11 protein-coding genes are annotated in these 16,969 nt (G+C 41.3%); 4 read left to right on the plus strand and 7 right to left on the minus strand.

The genetic code is table 11. The annotated features are described in order from the left end of the window. Positions 1-154: 154 nt before the first annotated feature. Positions 155-295 (plus strand): hypothetical protein, encoded by a 141-nt coding sequence (locus KCG35_RS08265; protein WP_215819216.1) that lies wholly within the window; start codon positions 155-157, stop codon positions 293-295. 116 nt (positions 296-411) lie between these two features. Here the strand turns inward: KCG35_RS08265 and KCG35_RS08270 are convergent, their stop codons facing one another. Together KCG35_RS08270 and KCG35_RS08275 are read right to left on the minus strand one after the other, a co-directional pair. Continuing rightward, the gene (locus KCG35_RS08270; RefSeq protein ID WP_215819217.1) at positions 412-1,431 is read right to left on the minus strand and encodes a sphingomyelin phosphodiesterase; all 1,020 of its coding nucleotides are present in this window, start codon (positions 1,429-1,431) and stop codon (positions 412-414) included. Positions 1,432-2,355: 924 nt separating this feature from the next. Next, positions 2,356-3,519 carry an ABC transporter substrate-binding protein gene (locus tag KCG35_RS08275; protein ID WP_215819218.1) on the minus strand — a complete coding sequence of 388 codons (1,164 nt, stop codon included), beginning with the start codon at positions 3,517-3,519 and terminating at the stop codon, positions 2,356-2,358. A 324-nt stretch (positions 3,520-3,843) separates the two neighbouring features. Between KCG35_RS08275 and KCG35_RS08280 the strand changes: the two genes are divergently transcribed. Next, complete coding sequence (locus tag KCG35_RS08280; RefSeq protein WP_215819219.1) at positions 3,844-4,602, plus strand: hypothetical protein; 759 nt, start codon at positions 3,844-3,846, stop codon at positions 4,600-4,602. A gap of 226 nt (positions 4,603-4,828) precedes the next feature. Next, on the plus strand, positions 4,829-10,129 hold the full coding sequence (locus tag KCG35_RS08285; protein ID WP_215819220.1) for a HEAT repeat domain-containing protein: 5,301 nt from the start codon (positions 4,829-4,831) through the stop codon (positions 10,127-10,129). Between the two features lie 117 nt (positions 10,130-10,246). Here KCG35_RS08285 and KCG35_RS08290 read toward each other — a convergent pair whose 3' ends face one another. Beyond that, positions 10,247-10,921: a TIGR01621 family pseudouridine synthase gene (locus KCG35_RS08290; RefSeq protein WP_215819221.1), complete on the minus strand. Its 675-nt coding sequence runs from the start codon at positions 10,919-10,921 to the stop codon at positions 10,247-10,249. Between the two features lie 550 nt (positions 10,922-11,471). Here KCG35_RS08290 and KCG35_RS08295 point away from each other — a divergent pair. After that, a complete protein-coding gene (locus KCG35_RS08295) occupies positions 11,472-11,627 on the plus strand; it encodes a hypothetical protein (protein WP_215819222.1) in 156 nt (51 codons plus the stop codon). A gap of 278 nt (positions 11,628-11,905) precedes the next feature. Here KCG35_RS08295 and choV read toward each other — a convergent pair whose 3' ends face one another. The 4 genes from choV to betA form a co-directional block, all read right to left on the minus strand. After that, positions 11,906-13,081 (minus strand): choline ABC transporter ATP-binding protein, encoded by a 1,176-nt coding sequence (choV, locus tag KCG35_RS08300; RefSeq protein WP_215819223.1) that lies wholly within the window; start codon positions 13,079-13,081, stop codon positions 11,906-11,908. Positions 13,082-13,142: 61 nt separating this feature from the next. After that, on the minus strand, positions 13,143-13,988 hold the full coding sequence (gene choW / locus KCG35_RS08305; RefSeq protein ID WP_215819224.1) for a choline ABC transporter permease subunit: 846 nt from the start codon (positions 13,986-13,988) through the stop codon (positions 13,143-13,145). Between the two features lie 203 nt (positions 13,989-14,191). Further along, entirely contained in the window at positions 14,192-15,127 is a 936-nt protein-coding gene (locus KCG35_RS08310; RefSeq protein ID WP_215819225.1) for a choline ABC transporter substrate-binding protein, read from the minus strand. Between the two features lie 129 nt (positions 15,128-15,256). Beyond that, positions 15,257-16,924, minus strand: a complete 1,668-nt coding sequence (gene betA / locus KCG35_RS08315; protein ID WP_215819226.1) for a choline dehydrogenase — start codon at positions 16,922-16,924, stop codon at positions 15,257-15,259. Positions 16,925-16,969 lie beyond the last annotated feature (45 nt).

Genomic DNA, 16,969 nt, shown 5'->3' on the forward strand with positions numbered 1-16,969 from the left:
ATAATTTCTAAACATGCCTTGGTAGATAGCCAAGGCTCAGTTTAATCATCTTCATCGTCATCACTCACCACATAAATCTTTTAATGGCGCAACGCCGAAAGAAGTTTATCAGGCTTTAGCAGCATAGGTTTTTTCACCTAAGTATATCTTAATTTTGGAAAATACTGTCTTGACCGTGGGGGCCACTTCAACCTTTAATCACCCATTGATTTGGCCGCTACTTGTAGAAGCTATTGAAGATGAAAAAGAGCTTGAAGAACAGTTAAAAATAGAAGAAAGGTATAACCTGGAATAGTGCATTTATAATAGCAAAAAATACTCTAGAAATAGACGTTTGATGAGTTATCTACCGTCATTAGACGGCAGATAACTCTACTATCCTAAAGGTTGTTAATAACTTACTTAAATAATTTAATAAAAGTAAAAATAACCTATAGCCGGGTAGTGATCAGAAATATCGCTGTAATATCCGTCATGATATAGCTGATCATTCCACTTTCCTGCTAAGTAATTCCAGTACCATTTTGTATCGGCTTTAGCTTTTATAATTTCCATGTAATACTGGATCGGCTGTTGATAATGCTGATGATAGGCGACATAGTCTAATGTGTCGTCATAATTCAGATCGTAGCCGTCATAATAAGCCCCCGCTTTGGCAACCCAGTTTGTTGCTGCCGAGAAAGAACCTCCATTAAATGTATAATTATAATTAATGCTACATTGACAATGATCTAACATTGACAAATGTTTTTTTGGCGTGTTGTTATATTCAACATTGAAATCTCCAGCAAACACAACGGGATGAGTAGGAGATATTTTAAATTGTTTTAACCAGCTGTTTATTTCATCAAACTGTTGCATTCTTACGGTGTGTGCTTTGTCGACATATTTTTTATGATCTGCTTGAAGGTGTGTACCTACAATGTAACGAGATTTTCCATTTTGTGCTATTTTAATTAAAACAGCCCCTTTATTGGAAAAATAATCAGCGGCTTCGAATAATTTACTGTAATGAGTGAAGATATAGGCATGTTGTTCGAGAATAGGGTAACGGCTTAAAATAAAAGTGCCACCTCGAATGACGAAAGGGGAGTTACTGCATCGGCCTTGTATGGATTGCCAACTTGAGCTATTGGTAGAACAATGCTGGCCAACAATAGGTGTTGCATAAGGATATAGATCACCTAGTGATTGTGTTAGGGTTTGATAGGCATCATTAGTAAACGCTTCATTGATTACTATTATATCGGCATTTACGGGCAATTGACGGATAGTTTTTGCGGTATTTTGCAGGCGGGTGGTTTGATCCCAGTCTTGAAAGGGTAACTGCATAATATTGTAACTCATCACGGTTAGTGATGTTTTTGCTTGAGAGTAAAGTGAAAATAAAACAATAGTAGCCAATAGCAAATACTTGCTTAGGTTTAACATATTTTAATGTCCCATGCTAATAGACTATCCCCTTTATTGAAGGCATAGTATTTAGTTTGATAATAGAGTTTGTTTTTTTATGATTTTATGTTTGAGTTTGATTTACTTATTATTATTTTTATATCAATATGATGGTGAGATGATTGTTTTAAGATATATTAAATAACCGTATACCCAAATAAAGTAAGGGGGTAGTTGTATTAAATATGATATTTGTTATTTTAATTTAGGTTGGTCTCATGGTTTTTCTCCGGTTCCGGTACATGGCGTAATACAAGAAGTTCTTTATAGTATCTTCGTTTAATTAAGTGCCCGCTAATCGTTAAGACGTTTGTTCACTAAAAAATATTTATTGTCTAATGATTGGTAACTGAATGTTGTATGTATTTATTTCTAACAAAGGAATATGACGGAAATTTAACAACTAAAAGAAAAAGTGATTTTTAATGGGGTTTAATTTTGATGCGTGTTGCTATAATTTATTAAAAATAAATTGTTTTAAACGTTTGTTTGGGCTAAAAAGGAGGAGGTGGGGCAATTGCATATAACTTTACCTTTATAAAAGCCATTTTTTTTTCTAAAGCACTCTTTGTCCAAGGTCTGAATAACGCCCTTCGAACACGCCGTGAATCCTTCCCTGGAGGCTTGATTACCGCATCCTTGCGGCAAACAGTTCGATGTGCATTATCCAGCCTTTGTCTACCACAGGTTTTCATTTAATAATAATTGAGGTATAGCAAAATGTGGGTTTGCAAGTGCATGAAGTAGTTTGTGAAACAGGTGCTGGGAGCACTGTGAGCAGTAGAGACCAGGGAGGGTCTTCTGCTGCGGGGGGAACAAATTAATTCATGCGCTGCATTTGCACAGTCTATACTCACCGCGAATTATTTTTATATGCAATTGCCCTGGGGAATAGTGAGGCTGTTAATGACTAAACTGTTTCATGACTTCATTTAATGTAAAAGAATACTGTTGTAAGTCAGTATTGTAATACTTTGAAAAAATTGTGAAGTCAATCTTATCCCATTGTTGTCCAGAAAAGTGGTGTAAATAGGCACCAATATTTTCTGTTGTGATGACATTCATTTGAGAGCGCATTGAAACATGTTCATCGGCAAAATCGATCCCATTAAAGTAGTCATGTAAAAGAATAACAGACCAGGCACCATCCATAAAATGACCACCTATACTGGCTGTCATTTTACCTTGTTGAACGTAGGTGAGTCCTTGTTTTGCCCAATCAATCCCTCCTGTGAAGAAGTTTTTATTAGGCTTGAGTGAAGGGTTGACAGAAGGTAAAGCGTTGATAATACCGATCGACATTAAATCACTGGCAGCCCAAGCAATGTTCACTTGAGGGTAACGCTTATAAAGTGTGCTAAAGTGTTGAGCGGCAAGATCAGGCTCCCAATTGGCATGTACAATTTGTTTTAATACGGCACTACCTGCATATTCGAATAAAGCGCGTTTGAGACCTTTGTTACGGGCAACTGATGCGGGGGATACATTAATACCAGATATACCAACGATGGTTGCTTTTCGGTGAGGATTTTGTGTTCGAGCTGCTTCTATTAAGGTCTTAGCTAACACATAGCCAGCTTGTTCATCGTCAGGTAAGAGTTCTCCTAGCCATAACGGATAGTTTTTTCTGGGAGGCCCCATTTGTGAAGCTACATCTACTGATAATCCTGCGTTAAATAAAAAAACCGGTGTTTTTTCTTGTGATGAGCGTTTAATAATATGGTGTGCTGTTTTTCGAAAATTGCCGATTAAAACAACATCAGCGTGATCATCTCGAGCAGCTTGTAAGTAGTATTTCACTATATTTTCACGTTTGCTATGAGCATAGTACACCTTAAGGGGCATGCCCAGATCATTACAGGCTGCTCGCATAAAGTTTTCAACGGGGCCCCAAAATGCATCGTCTGGCGTGCGAAAAGAAATAAAAACAACACTTGGTGTAATATGGGCTGCTCTTAAAGGTGAAACATTGAAAAATGTAAAAAAGAGAAAAAAAAAGACGATAGCTTCCAAGAGAAAGATATATAAGGGTGAACTGATAATATATTTTAACAAGTAATCAATCACTTGGTGGATGCCTCAGACTAAGGTAATTCAAATTATAGAGTATAGGTGACCAACGTAGAACAACGTGTAATGACCTTATTTATACCCTTCACGAATCATTTTTAGGGTTTGTTGTCGGCATTCTTCATCCCAGTCACTTATTAATATAGCTCCTGCGACTTCATCACTTGACGGCCTCTCCTAAAAAACCCTAGTTATGGGTATATACATCGATGTGGCATATTGCAGCGAGCTGTACTACATTTTGAGTGTAAAAAAATAATTAATTGATTACATTACTTGGCTAGTCAAAGTAAAGCTGGCCAGAGTTTATTTTTGACTATTATGATAAACAGGTTTTATCATCCACCAGAAGCCAGTCTTCTTGAGCCATCTGTAAATAATCCCCAGGTATCTCACTCGGTGCCATGGTATGCATTAGTTCAAGCTTTCTTTGTTCCTTCCCGGTTTTTTAAAGATTACTCAATGTGTCGTTTACCTAAACTGGTCTTTATCGGCAGTTGGTTGCTGGGAATGGCTGTCATGGTCGATGTTATTAATCGACAAATGCTTGATATTCAACTGGGTGGCTCATTTGCGTATTGGCAAACGATTATGACACAGTGGTTTTGGTATTGGCTGTGTGTGATTGCAATGGGGCTCCCTATTGGCATTATTGTGGTTTTTATCGGGTGCTACTGGGTCAGGTTGGGAATAGTATTTTGTAGTGCACACTCAAAAAAGCCGCCATACTCGTCACTGACACTTTCTGCTGTCAAAGAATTATTTATTTTGCCTTCTTTGATAACTACGTTGCCTATTTTGTTGTTAACAGTCTATGAAAGCTGTCGATACGCTATGTATATCGATGCGTGGGCACATCCAGTGTTTATGGTTGAATATGGATTGATACTCTTACCTGTATGGTCCATATGGATAACGTATCAAGGTGTGCGGACGTGTTATAGCCAACAGGGATGGCGGTCAATATGTTGGTTTTTGATTTTACCTGGGTGTTTTTATCTCAGTAGTTTATTCGCTATGCTCATGTTAATGTTGCTACAGGGACAACCGGATTTATTTTCTTTTCAGGTAGTACTTTAAGGATTATTAAAAATACTGTTTATGGATATTCCTATACCTTTAATTAATTAAATGAGTCATTATTCATTTAATTTTATCTGAATGCCTATCCTGTCTTTGCCTATACTACTGAAAACTGCCTATGTCATTTATGAGTACAGTAATGAGTTACTGATTAGCTTATAAAGAGTAGCAGTGCAGTCAGTGAGTATTAACGAAAACTAGTAGTAAATTGAGTAGTCACACGATGATCGTTATGCTGCGCAAGGTTAACGCAGTTATTGCCATTGTAGTTGGCATATTTAGCTGGTTTGGACTAGCGGTTGCAGGTCGCATAGATGAAACGACACGGGTTGTGCACTTTGCTGAAGTGAATGGCCTTTTTCCTGGTTTTGAATTACTGCCTCTGAATCAATTTCCCGCATTTCCTAAAAACGCAGATGTTACCGAATTGGTAACGTGGATACCTCTTCTATGTCAGCAGTGTGTGCTAATGGATGAAAAAGGACAAATTCGTTGGATAGCAGTGCATGGGCAACCTGTCATTAGTATTGAGTCATTATTGGGGTTACAAAATCTGGAAGGATTGCAGCTGGTGGGTGTGAGTTTAAATCAGCTAACCATACCTGCGAATTGGCAATCATTAAAAGTACTAGAGGTGAATGATAACCCTCTTCAAAAGTTGGTTGGTTTAGAAAATCTTCAACAATTGGCTTACTTGAACATTGCATCTACTTCGATCAATGCACTGCCAGGTATTGACCAGTTGAGTCAGTTACAGTTTGTAGGCATGGAAGGTACCTCACTGGCATTGCCTTTACGTCAGCAAATAACCCATCAACTGTTAAATAATTTATTACCTCAAGACGATAAAGCTGAAACTATCACCCCGGGTGAGTGGGTTGCCTTTAGTGAGGGGGAAGCCATTATTATGGTGATGGAGCCCAATAATTATTTTGCACTTGCCAAAAAAAATAAGCCGCTACTGTGTGCACCGAGTGATGTGGTGTTATCAGATCATCATTATTGTACCTACGAGATAAATGTCGATCGTTCTCAGCCAGACAACATACAACGAATATTTCATGTCATTGAGTGGGATAGTATGGCTAATCAGTTGCAAGACTTTCATTGGCCAATAAATCAATTAGGTGAACAGGTTTTACAGCTTGAATTGACACTGCCTGGTACAAAGCAAACTCAGGTTTTGACGTTTCATCGTCGACAACGTGCACATCGAGCCCGTGAAATTTTTAAGAGTAAGGTTTTATTAGCACAAGAACAGCAAGTACTTGAACAAGAAGCTCGTCAGCGACAGCCAGGGGATGCTTATTTAATGATTAAGTTGGTGGGTGATAATGGGCAGGTACTGCGGCGTCGTCCTTTTGAGCTTGAGGTCGTAGGTGAACGTTATGAGGGGCAGACTGACAATGAAGGCTATGCGGTTTATCACATACCTTGGCAAGCGACTCACGGTACGTTGACAGTGCAGACTAACCTGGCTGAGGATCAAACAACCTCGCTGGAAGTACCTCTGAGGCCTATGCAGGCAAAACGCCCTACACCAGACTTTCTTGCCAAGGCATTAAAAGGTGATGCTGCCGCTCAGTTTCAACTGGCTCAAAGTTATCACTACGGTGGTTATTTTGCTGTGAATGAGCAGGATGCGCTGCACTGGTATGAAAAGTCAGCCGCGCAGGGCTGGGTTTATAGTCAGCTAGCGCTAGCAGAACATTTTTTTACAAATAAAAAATTAGACAAAGCATTATTTTGGGCTCAGTCAGCCTGGCAACAACATCAGCATCCAGATGGCGCTTACTGGTTGGCGATGTTGATGCATCAACAACAGGATGAGTGGGCTGAATCTGCTATTCACTTATTAGAAAAAGCCAGTGAGGGCGGAAGCAGTCTTGCGGCTATTCAATTGGCTAAGTTGCAACTAGCAAACCTGATAACTGTAGCTTGGGCTGATACAGCCAAGCTGCTACAACATGCAATTAAGTTAAATCCTCAGGCTGCAGAGGCTTATTGGCTGTTGGCCCAAGGGGTATGGCAAGGTCAAGGTGGACGCAATAAAGAGGTAACAACGTTTAAGCTAATGCTGCGCGCAGGAAGGTTAGGCTGGGTTTCTGCACAACGCTGGTTGGGCATGAGCGCTCTGGTGGGCTGGGGACAACCACGAAATTTAGCCCAATCAACATTTTGGTTGGAAAAAGCAGCCGCGCAGAATGATGATATCGCAAAACAATGGCTTACAGGTTTAGCTGCGCATGCCTCTACCGTTAAAACTGAAACGGACAGGGACTTTCAACAGCGCTTATGGCAAATCTGGGGCCTGCGTTGCTGGTACGGCATTGCAGGGGAGCAAGATTTACGCGCGGCTCAGTACTGGCTTGAAAAGTCTGCTGAGTTGGGTTCAACACAAAGTTATTACTACCTTGGTCAATTGCATCAACAAAGTGATCGTGCTTTTGAGGCGTATCGTTATTTCCAGTATGCCGCTCGTGCGGGTAACCGTGGGGCTATGTTGCAGCTGGCTGATCTTTACTACCAGGGGATACAGAGCCAACATGGGCAGTTTTTGTTAGCACCACAGCCCCATGAAGCTTTTCACTGGTATCAAGAGGCCGCCAAGCAGGGAGAGGCCAAAGCACAGTTGATACTCGCCCAGTGGTATGAGCAGGATGAAAGCTTGCAAGGCACTGAGAGCGATATTATTCGATTATATTTACAAGCCGCAGCACAAGGTGAGGTGAAAGCCCAGTATGCGTTATGGCGCTGGTTACAAACCGGTAAGGAGTCCGCGGTAGTCTTGATTCCTGCAGAATTAGCCCGAGATTACTTACAGCAGGCGGCAAGCCAGGGATATCTAAAGGCACAGCGGGCACTAGGCCAATACCTGATGGCGACAGGTCAGCAACACGCGGCTGTTGACTGGTTAGAGAAGGCTGCTCAACAGGGGGATCCTTATGCGTTATTGGATTGGCTTTCACTCACCGCTGAAGGTAAGAATTTAGCTGAATTACTCATTTCAATGTTAGAAACCTCAGATAATGCAATGTTGCGTATTGCTGCTGTTGAAGCAATAGGAGCTCGAGGTTTTAGTGACTCTGCAGAAGCACTGGTTGCCTATTTGCCAAACGCAGATGATGCATTATTAACGGCGATTATGGCGACGCTGCACAAATTGGATCAACAGGTTACTGTTCCTGCTCTGGTTAAACTGCTTCAGCAACATCAAGGTGTATCCAAACCGTTGAGAGCGTTGATTATTGATCATCTGGCTGTGATGAAAACGCCCGAAGCGGTTAAAGGGTTAGCGGCAGTGGATGGTCCATTAAGTGTTTCTGCCTTGCTGCAAGTGGCTAAGGCATATGCAGAGGGAGAGGGTCTGGACCTTCAACCGCAAAAGGCAATTGGCTACTACCGTAAAGCATTTGCCCTAGAACCCAGAACGGTCCATGAAGCAATGAAGTCTTGGGCTTTGGCACTGCACAAAGAGGCTCAAGCTGATGCTGAGTCAGCCTATTGGCTGGCAGAATTGTTAGCAGTTGATGATACGGTAGTGGCAGTACCTGCACAGCAATTGTTAGTACCACCTGTTTTTTGGTGGCAGCATGCGGCACAGAAGGGCCATGCTCGATCTGCATGGGCCTTAGGGCAGTGGTTGTTGGAGAAGGGTGATCAGTCTATGGCCAGGTATTGGTTAACAAAGGCTGCAGAACTGGATAAACAGTGGCAAATACCGGCTTTGCAATACTGGTTACGCAGTCAAGATTACCATGTTCAGCAACAAGGGTTGGCGCAGTTACAGGCGCTGTCTGCTAGTCAACCCGATATTGTCAAGGATGTTGTGGCTGATTTGTTGATTGCGGATAAGCAAGCGGTTGTACCCCCTTCCAGGGCATTCTTACTCGCACAGTTTTATCAGTTAGGACTGGGTGTTGAGCAGGATGTTGATCTTGCAGCCCATTGGCTGGTTAAAGCCAGTACCAGAGACTGGCCTCCATCAGATAACAAGGCTAAGTGGCAAGAGCTGCTTAATTTATTACAGCAATGGCAAAGCCAACAGCAGTTACCAAAGCAGCCAGCTGAACGAGCCATGGCTGTTCAGCTGGCTGCGGCGGGTAATACGGAAGCCGTTCGCTTGCTCATTGCTCATTACCAACAGGGTCAGGATCAAGCGGCAAATAAGTTGGCCAGTTTATGGGAGCAGTATTTAGCGGAATTAACAAGGGTACAGCGTTCGGCCAGTGATAATGAAGTTGCTGCGCAGCGGCAGCTGGGTGATTGGTTAGAGCAGAGTGCCAGTAACGAGTATGTCTTACAGCAATCATTGCTTTGGTATACCAAAGCTGCACAACAGCAGGAACCTTACGCGCAGGTCATGGCGCAATTGTTAACGGTTATACTGGAACCAGGGCCTTTTGAGCCATTGGATGTGATTGTTCAGTTGGCTAATGAAGAGCACAATCCCTATGCACAGCGAGCACTGGCGTTGCTGTTTGCTCGACAACATAATTTATTTTCACCTGGCCGGTTTTTGCGAGTAGATATACAACAAGTACTTAACAATATAATGCAGGTAATACAGTCTAATCCCGATTTAGTCATACCTTCTTTATTTCCAATAATAGAGCAGGCATATCGGCGATGGCATCAGCAACAGAAAGCCTCAAAAAACCACCAAGATCCCTATTTTGAAAAACTGTGGCAATTTTGGCAGCAACAGTGGGAAAAAGGGCAAGGAGCTGCAGCCTATTATCTAGCTCGATTAGCCTGGCAGGAGAAAGAAAAAGCGACCATGCCCTGGTGGCAGATTATTGATAAAGCGCTTCCTCAGTTACCTGGTGGTTTACTATCGACTGCCTGTGAATTTTTTAGTCACGCAGCCTTGGAAGCTGACCAATCATTACCGATTGAATCATTCACGACAGCATGGACTATGTGTGAGTTGGATTTGCGGTCTACAGAAGAAGGGATGTATGACCAACAAGGTGAAGGTGAAAAGCTAGATCTGTCTGCTTCAGATAAAAAGGCTGAGCATAATAGGGACCGTCATAGTAGGAGCAGTGATCACTATAAAAAATCGTTGGCGCAAAAAATGAGTGAAGAGGTATTATCCACTGCAAAATCCAAGTTTGAAGCATTAAAGCAAGAAATTATTTCATACCAGCAAACACGTCAACAATGGCCAGATCCTCCTACCTTTTTTACTGTAGAAAAAGTATCAAAACATTCAGCGTTACGCTGGCAATGGCAAAAGGGCGAGCAACGATTTTCTATGCTGTGGCAACAGTTGGCACCTGTTCAGGTGACACGAAGCCACCAGGATGCACTTTGGGTTTCTGAGAAACAATTGAAAATACCGGGTACGGCTAACTTATTGCAGTGGCTTCAACATGAAGAGTCTATGCCCAATCAATTTAAGTTAATATTTCAACATAATGGATTGTTGCATGTGATTTCAATTGAGCAAGAAAATATACCCTTTGATTGGCTATTACTTCCACTGTCGTATTTATTACCTGAAAAAGCGAATAAATAGACAGGGGTACCTCTAAAAATGCGCTTTTTACGTAATAACTGGGTGAGCGCTTACTTGCACGCACAAAAAAATCCCTATTTTTATAGGTGTTCAAAGTGTTTTGCGCAAATGGTGAAATTAAAAAAATGTCCAAGGTGTGCTATAACGGGCTAATACCTCTTGGCAAGGTGAGGCTAAAAAACATTGACCTTCTTGTGGTGGGGCACAAAACCTAAGTTGTTGCCCTTGCCAATTAAACTGCAAAACATAAGCATGAAGGTAGCAACGATCAGCAGGCTCAAGGTTTTTAGGGTAATAACGCAGATCTCCTACAATAGGGGCTCCCAAACTTTTTAGTGCAACACGTATCTGGTGTGTTTTTCCCGTGAGGGGGTGAATCAGGCACAGACGTTTTCCTGGGGGTAAACTGGTACTGACAAACTCTGTAATGGCTGGGTTATGTTTGGTATGCAATAGTTTCCAGCTACCATTACGTGTTTTTGTCATATCCCCAATAATTTTTCCTTGTTTCTTTTTGGGACGGCCTGCAGTAATGGCTAAATAATACTTGGTTATTTGTTGACTACTAAACAGATGGCCAAATGTTTGGGCTGCCTGTTGGCTACGTGCTAAAACTAATAAGCCCGAGGTAACTTGATCAAGCCGGTGAACAAGCCATAACGGCGCTGGGTTCCCAAGATGATTTTGTACTAAAGGAATAATACCTGACTGCTCTGACGTTTGATGAACACTCACATTTGCAGGTTTATAAATAACGTAAAAGTCTGGATGTTCTGAAATAATGTCAAGCATACAGTAATGACTCGTTACCACTTAAAACAGTTGGCTCAGGTAATAATAAATAAGTACTCTCAGCAAGTTTTTAACTGTGGACGTTGGTAATGTCAAGATTTATGAAGGGCACAAGGGATTTGTTGTCTGTGTACACCTTTTTGAGAGAAGAGACAGTCAGTCATTTATGATTGGCCTAAAATACAAATATTGTAGTATTTAAGGGCTAACTTATTTTTTTGATAGTTCGGGGTTAGTTGCATGAGTGATGTATAATGGTTCGCCAGTATGTTTTATATCGGCAAACTTTTTGTACAGTGTTGTGATGTTTTCATTCTTTAAAAAAATGCATTAAGAGGTGCATGAAAGAGTTTTTTTGGGGAACTTTTAACAAATAAGCAAATCTACTAGTACTCATACAAAAAAAATATGCTACTATATAAAGCTATGCCTATACTTGTAAGGAGGACTTTATAAGAGGTATTCAATCATAAATATTATAACTTTATAACCAACATTCATGGTAATGGGTAGAGGATATAAGGCTTGTAATTGACTAAGGAATTTTTTTATGAATAAAACGCTATCTAAAAAACAAAATGATAATGTTAATTTTGTGCTACTAAACAAAACAGTACAGTTTGTCGAAGATGTGACTTATTGGTTGGTTGCTCCAGTACTGTTCACTGGTGCCTTAGCTGCTCTCTCTGCGATTCAAATGTCATAATGGCTTCATGGGCAGTGTTGTAACCCTGTCTTTTCAGCTGTTCCAACTGAAACTATCCTCTTGCGGCTAGCCTTAATCCGTTTTCTGGTGAGTTGCACTTATTAGTTGAATCTAATCGTGATTTGTTCTGATAATTTTAGGTCTATGTTGTGGTGTCAAGACTAAACTGAAGTACACCATTTTGATAACCATCATAGGTGTTCTGGGTACTTCAGTTTGCTAATCGTCTGGGTTATTTGTATTAATACGATAGCTGAGTCGTTAAGATACTCTTTCCTTTATGCTGTAGCTAAATGCTTTCCTAAAAAGCCATGATAAAGTTCGCTTTCCGTGATGTAGCCAATGATTTTGTCTGCTCCTACCACAAAAATATTTTGTCGAGTGGCATTTTTTATGGCAATAATATCCTGCATTGATGTATCTAAAGGTATGGTTGTGGGTAAGCTTTTGAGTAGCTGAATTGATCGGCCTGGCTGCCAGTGTTGTAAATCGAGCTTTTTCCCTTCTTGGTTAATATAAGCTTGTTGTAGCTTATCGCCATTCACCACTAGCTGACTATAGTGACCGTTATTGATGGGGACAACTTCTGTTTCAGACGCTTCGTATTGTGTCATTAATGTATTGGCTTTCAATACACCCAGGGGATTTGTATGGGCGACAAAGTTACGTACATAATCATTAGCCGGGTGAAGTACAATTTCTTCCGGTGCGCCATGTTGTACGATACACCCATCTTTCATAATGGCAATTTGCGTTCCGAGTTTTAACGCTTCATCCAGGTCATGACTTACGAATACAATGGTTTTTTGCAATTCAGCCTGGAGAGATAATAACTCGTCTTGTAATTGTTGACGAATTAATGGGTCAAGGGCAGAAAAAGGTTCATCCATTAATAGTACAGGTGACTCTGAAGCAAGTGCGCGGGCAAGTCCAACACGTTGACGCATACCTCCTGATAGTTCATGAGGAAAAGCATTTTTCCATTCAGTTAAGCCAACTAACGACAATTGTTGTGTTACACGTTTGCTTTTTTCTTTTTTGCTGATTTTTTGTAAGTCTAAACCAAAGGCAACGTTTTCTGCTACGGTGAGCCAAGGCATAAGCGCAAAGCTTTGAAATACCATTGCAATGTGATGCATTCGAATTTCTCGCTTAAGAGTCGCTGATGCTTCACTGAAGTTTATTTTTTGCTGTTGATAGTCAATTAAAATTTCGCCTCGGGAAATAGTGTTTAGGCCATTAAGGCAGCGGAGCAGGGTAGATTTACCTGATCCTGATAGTCCCATTAGAACACAAATTTCCCCTTTTTTAATCGTCAGGTTAGCCTGTTGAACGCCAGTGATTAGGCTTGTTGCTTGTTGAATCTGTTCTCTGGTATACCCTTGGTCAATTAAGGGAAAGGCTTGTTCTGGTCTATCACCAAAAATGACATCTATATTTTTTAACGTAATCATATGCTCAGGTTCTATTTAAAATTTCGCGATTTTAACGGTCACATTTTTTGATTTTTTGCACTTAAGAGGGTTGTGTGGCCGATTCTTGCTTGAAAAGGCGGTCAAGCAGGATCGCGATAAGAACGATGGCTAAACCTGCTTCAAAACCTTTTGCGATGTCAACAGTATTGAGGGCGCGGATAACAGGTTTGCCCAGGCCATCTGCTCCAACCAATGCAGCTATCACCACCATGGACAATGCAAGCATAATGCATTGGGTAATGCCTGCGGCAATACTTGTCATAGCGGCAGGAAGTTCAACTTTGTACAGGAGTTGTCGTGGGGTACAACCAAATGACTTACCTGCTTCAATTAATTCTTTAGGGACTTCACTAATACCTAAATAGGTTAGGCGGATAGGTGCGGCTATTGCAAAAATAACGGTTGAAATTAATCCTGGTACCACGCCTAAACCAAAGAGAGTAAGTGTTGGAATTAAATAAACAAAGGTGGGTATGGTTTGCATCAAGTCAAGCAAAGGGCGTAACACCTGGTATAACCAGGGGTGATGTGCTGCATATATACCCACAGGTGTACCAATCAGCACACAGAAGAAGGTGGCATATAACACCAGGGCCAGCGTGGTCATGGTGGCATCCCAATAACCTAAATTAAGAATAAGCAATAATGACAGAACCGTATAGATGACGATACCGACTTTTCTGTGAATCAAGTAAGCCAAACTCGCCATTAAACTAATAAAGATGAGGGGCGGGAACCAAAGTAAAAACTGGGTTAAGGTTTCAATCAACCATTCCAGGGTGATTGCGGTATAATCAAAAAACCAACTGCCATGTTCAACCAGTAGATCAATAAAGTTTTCCATGTATTGACCTAGTGGAATTTTATATTCAGTAATAATGCTCATACGTTTAATATAATAAAAGTGGTAAATAAATTCCCATGATGCTGTGATTTTTCGAGGCGATTAATTAAGGGCATCGCTAACAATAGTGATAGAACGACTTAAAGGTGCCCTTATGTTGAAATAGGCGAGAGATGCCATATAGGCATCTCCAATAGGGTGTGAGTAAAAATCACTTATGGGAAACATTTTGTTTGTGGCGCTTACTAGCTTTGTTTTAGTGACTCAGTGACGGCATTATGGCCTGGTTTACCATCAACGGTCTTAATATTTTCTAACCACTGGGTAAGCACCTTTAGATTGTTACGAAGCCATTGTTTTGATGCTTCTTTGGGGGATAGCCCCTGATTTAATATGCTATCCATAACCGCATTTTCCATAGCGAGGGAAAATTGCATGTTATTGAGTAGCTGGCCCGCATTAGTACATTCTTGGGCAAAGTTTTTTCTGACATTTGTGTAGACTTCTGCACCACCTAAGTTTGGACCGAAGAATTTATCTCCGCCTGGTAAATACACTAAATCAAATTGTGTATTCATCGGATGTGGTTCCCAACCTAAAAATACAATCCATTGGTTTCTTTTTATTGCGCGTTTGACTTGTGAAAGCATGCCGGCTTCTGATGACTCGACAACTTTAAACTCACCTAGTTTAAATGCGTTTTGGTTAATCATATCTTGAATAATACGATTACCATCATTACCTGGCTCTATACCATAAATACGTTGCTGGAATTTATTGGCATACTTGACAATATCCGCAAATGTTTTGACACCTTCTTCATAAACGTAGCGAGGAACAGCTAATGTATATTTAGCACCCGTTAGGTTTTTGCTTAAAACATCAATAGTGTCTTTTTTCCGGTAAGGGGCGATGTCGTTTTCCATGGTTGGCATCCAGTTACCCAAGAACACATCAATATCACCGCTGGCCAGTGATTTATAAGTGACAGGCACTGAGAGCAGCTTTGTTTCAGTTTGATAACCCAGTCCTTCCAGAATGACAGAGGTTAGGGCTGTGGTTGCGGTAATATCTGTCCAGCCAACATCAGCAAAGCGAATTGTCTTGCACTGATTGTCTGCAGCAACCAGTGATGAAAAAAACGTCAAGCTAAGTATAAGTAGTGAGCGTATATAATTCATAACGTCCTCTTGAAATTATTTTCTCTCAATTGAAATTGTTGGGTCACGTTATTTATAACTCCCTCATTGAGGGTATATTGTTGGTGACAAATTGAGAGATAGCCGCATTGGTTGATCATGCTTATTTATTTAACGTTGTTTTGTTTTATAGTGTGGGTGTTCCCAAACAGGTACGGGAGAGGTTGGGAGAAGGGGGGCTCCTTTTATATGATCTGCACATTTTTCGGCTAGCATGATGGTAGGCGCATTAAGATTGCCACTGACTATACTGGGCATAATTGATGCGTCAACGACTCGTAGCCCTTCAATCCCATAGACGCGAGCTTCAGAGTCCACTACAGACAGTGGATCATTTTCATGACCCATTTTACAGGTACAGGAAGGATGATAGGCACTATCCGCATACTGCCGTATAAATTCATCTATTTCGTCATCGCTTTGAGTTGCGGGTCCTGGTCGTAACTCTGCGCCGCGAAACTCGTCAAAAGCCGTTTGTTGGAATATTTCCCGAGTTAATTTTACGGCCTGGCGCATTTCCCATCGGTCACGTTCTGTACTTAGATAGTTAGGTTGAAGAACTGGATGCTCAAAAGGATCAGCAGACTTTAATGTTAGATGACCTGTACTGGTTGCTCGCATGGGACCCACATGGGCTTGAAATGCATGACATTCAGGATCTTTACGGCCATGGTCAATGACTTGCGAAGGCAAAAAGTGGAATTGTAAATCGGGATGGCGAACACCTGCTTCAGTACGAATAAATCCACCGACTTCAAGGTGGGCGGTTCGGCAGGGACCCCAGTCATGGTTAGCAAACCATTTTACGCCAGCAACAGTTTTGCCTGGTTGGGAGGTGTATTTATAAAGCGTAACAGGTTGTTTGCAGGCATGTTGTATATAAAGTTCAAGGTGGTCTTGTAAATTTTGACCTACGCCTTGGCGGTCTTCAACAACCTCAATACCTAGTTGGCGAAGTGTGGTCGCTGGGCCGATTCCAGAAAGCATCAGTAGCTGTGGTGAATTAATGGCGCCGGCACTTAAAATGACTTCGCTATTAGCCTTAACTTTTATTGTTTTACCTTTTTGTATGTACTCAACCCCAACGGCTTTTTTACCTGAAAATAAAATACGCGTTGTCATCGCACCTGTTTCGGCAGATAAATTTGGGCGTTCCAAGGCGGGGCGAAGATAAGCTTGGGCAGTACTCCAGCGCTTACCATCTTTTATGGTCATATCCATAAGGCCAACCCCTTCCTGCTGAAAACCATTCATATCTTCAGTAAAAGGATAGCCTGCTTGTTGTCCTGCTTTAATAAAGGCATTGAACAACGGGTTTGGTTCATTGCCTGTGTGAACATTTAATGGACCATTATTTCCTCGGTAATCATCGCTCCCTTTTTCTCGGCTTTCTGCCTTGCGAAAATAGGGGAGTACATCAAAGTAAGACCAGCCTGTTGCACCTTCTTGTTCCCAGCGATCGTAGTCAAAAGCATGTCCACGAATATAGACCATTGCATTTAATGCAGAACCTCCTCCCCACACTTTACCGCGAGGCCAGTATAACTTGCGGTTATTCATGAAGGTTTGTGGTTCTGTATGATAATACCAGTTATATTTTTCATCATTGAGATTGTAGGTGAGTGCAGCAGGCATATGGATTTTCCAGGTATCATCTTTTCGGCCTGCTTCTAGCACAAGAACACGACAGTTTTCGTCTTCAGATAACCGGTTTGCGAGAACACAACCCGCAGAGCCAGTACCAACAATGATATAATCTACTTCTTGATCAAAATGCATGGTAATTTGTTTCCTTTACACGTTGTACGCCAGTCATTAAGGAGC

The sequence above is a fragment of the Zooshikella harenae genome, assembly GCF_018837975.1.
In the GTDB taxonomy this organism is placed as follows: domain Bacteria; phylum Pseudomonadota; class Gammaproteobacteria; order Pseudomonadales; family Zooshikellaceae; genus Zooshikella; species Zooshikella harenae.

Coding starts and splice junctions, on each gene's coding strand:
- KCG35_RS08270 (WP_215819217.1), bottom strand. CDS start 1,431: ATGTTAAACCTAAGCAAGTATTTGCTATTGGCTACTATTGTTTTATTT.
- KCG35_RS08280 (WP_215819219.1), top strand. CDS start 3,844: ATGATAAACAGGTTTTATCATCCACCAGAAGCCAGTCTTCTTGAGCCA.
- KCG35_RS08285 (WP_215819220.1), top strand. CDS start 4,829: ATGATCGTTATGCTGCGCAAGGTTAACGCAGTTATTGCCATTGTAGTT.
- KCG35_RS08290 (WP_215819221.1), bottom strand. CDS start 10,921: ATGCTTGACATTATTTCAGAACATCCAGACTTTTACGTTATTTATAAA.
- KCG35_RS08295 (WP_215819222.1), top strand. CDS start 11,472: ATGAATAAAACGCTATCTAAAAAACAAAATGATAATGTTAATTTTGTG.
- choV (WP_215819223.1), bottom strand. CDS start 13,081: ATGATTACGTTAAAAAATATAGATGTCATTTTTGGTGATAGACCAGAA.
- choW (WP_215819224.1), bottom strand. CDS start 13,988: ATGAGCATTATTACTGAATATAAAATTCCACTAGGTCAATACATGGAA.
- KCG35_RS08310 (WP_215819225.1), bottom strand. CDS start 15,127: ATGAATTATATACGCTCACTACTTATACTTAGCTTGACGTTTTTTTCA.
- betA (WP_215819226.1), bottom strand. CDS start 16,924: ATGCATTTTGATCAAGAAGTAGATTATATCATTGTTGGTACTGGCTCT.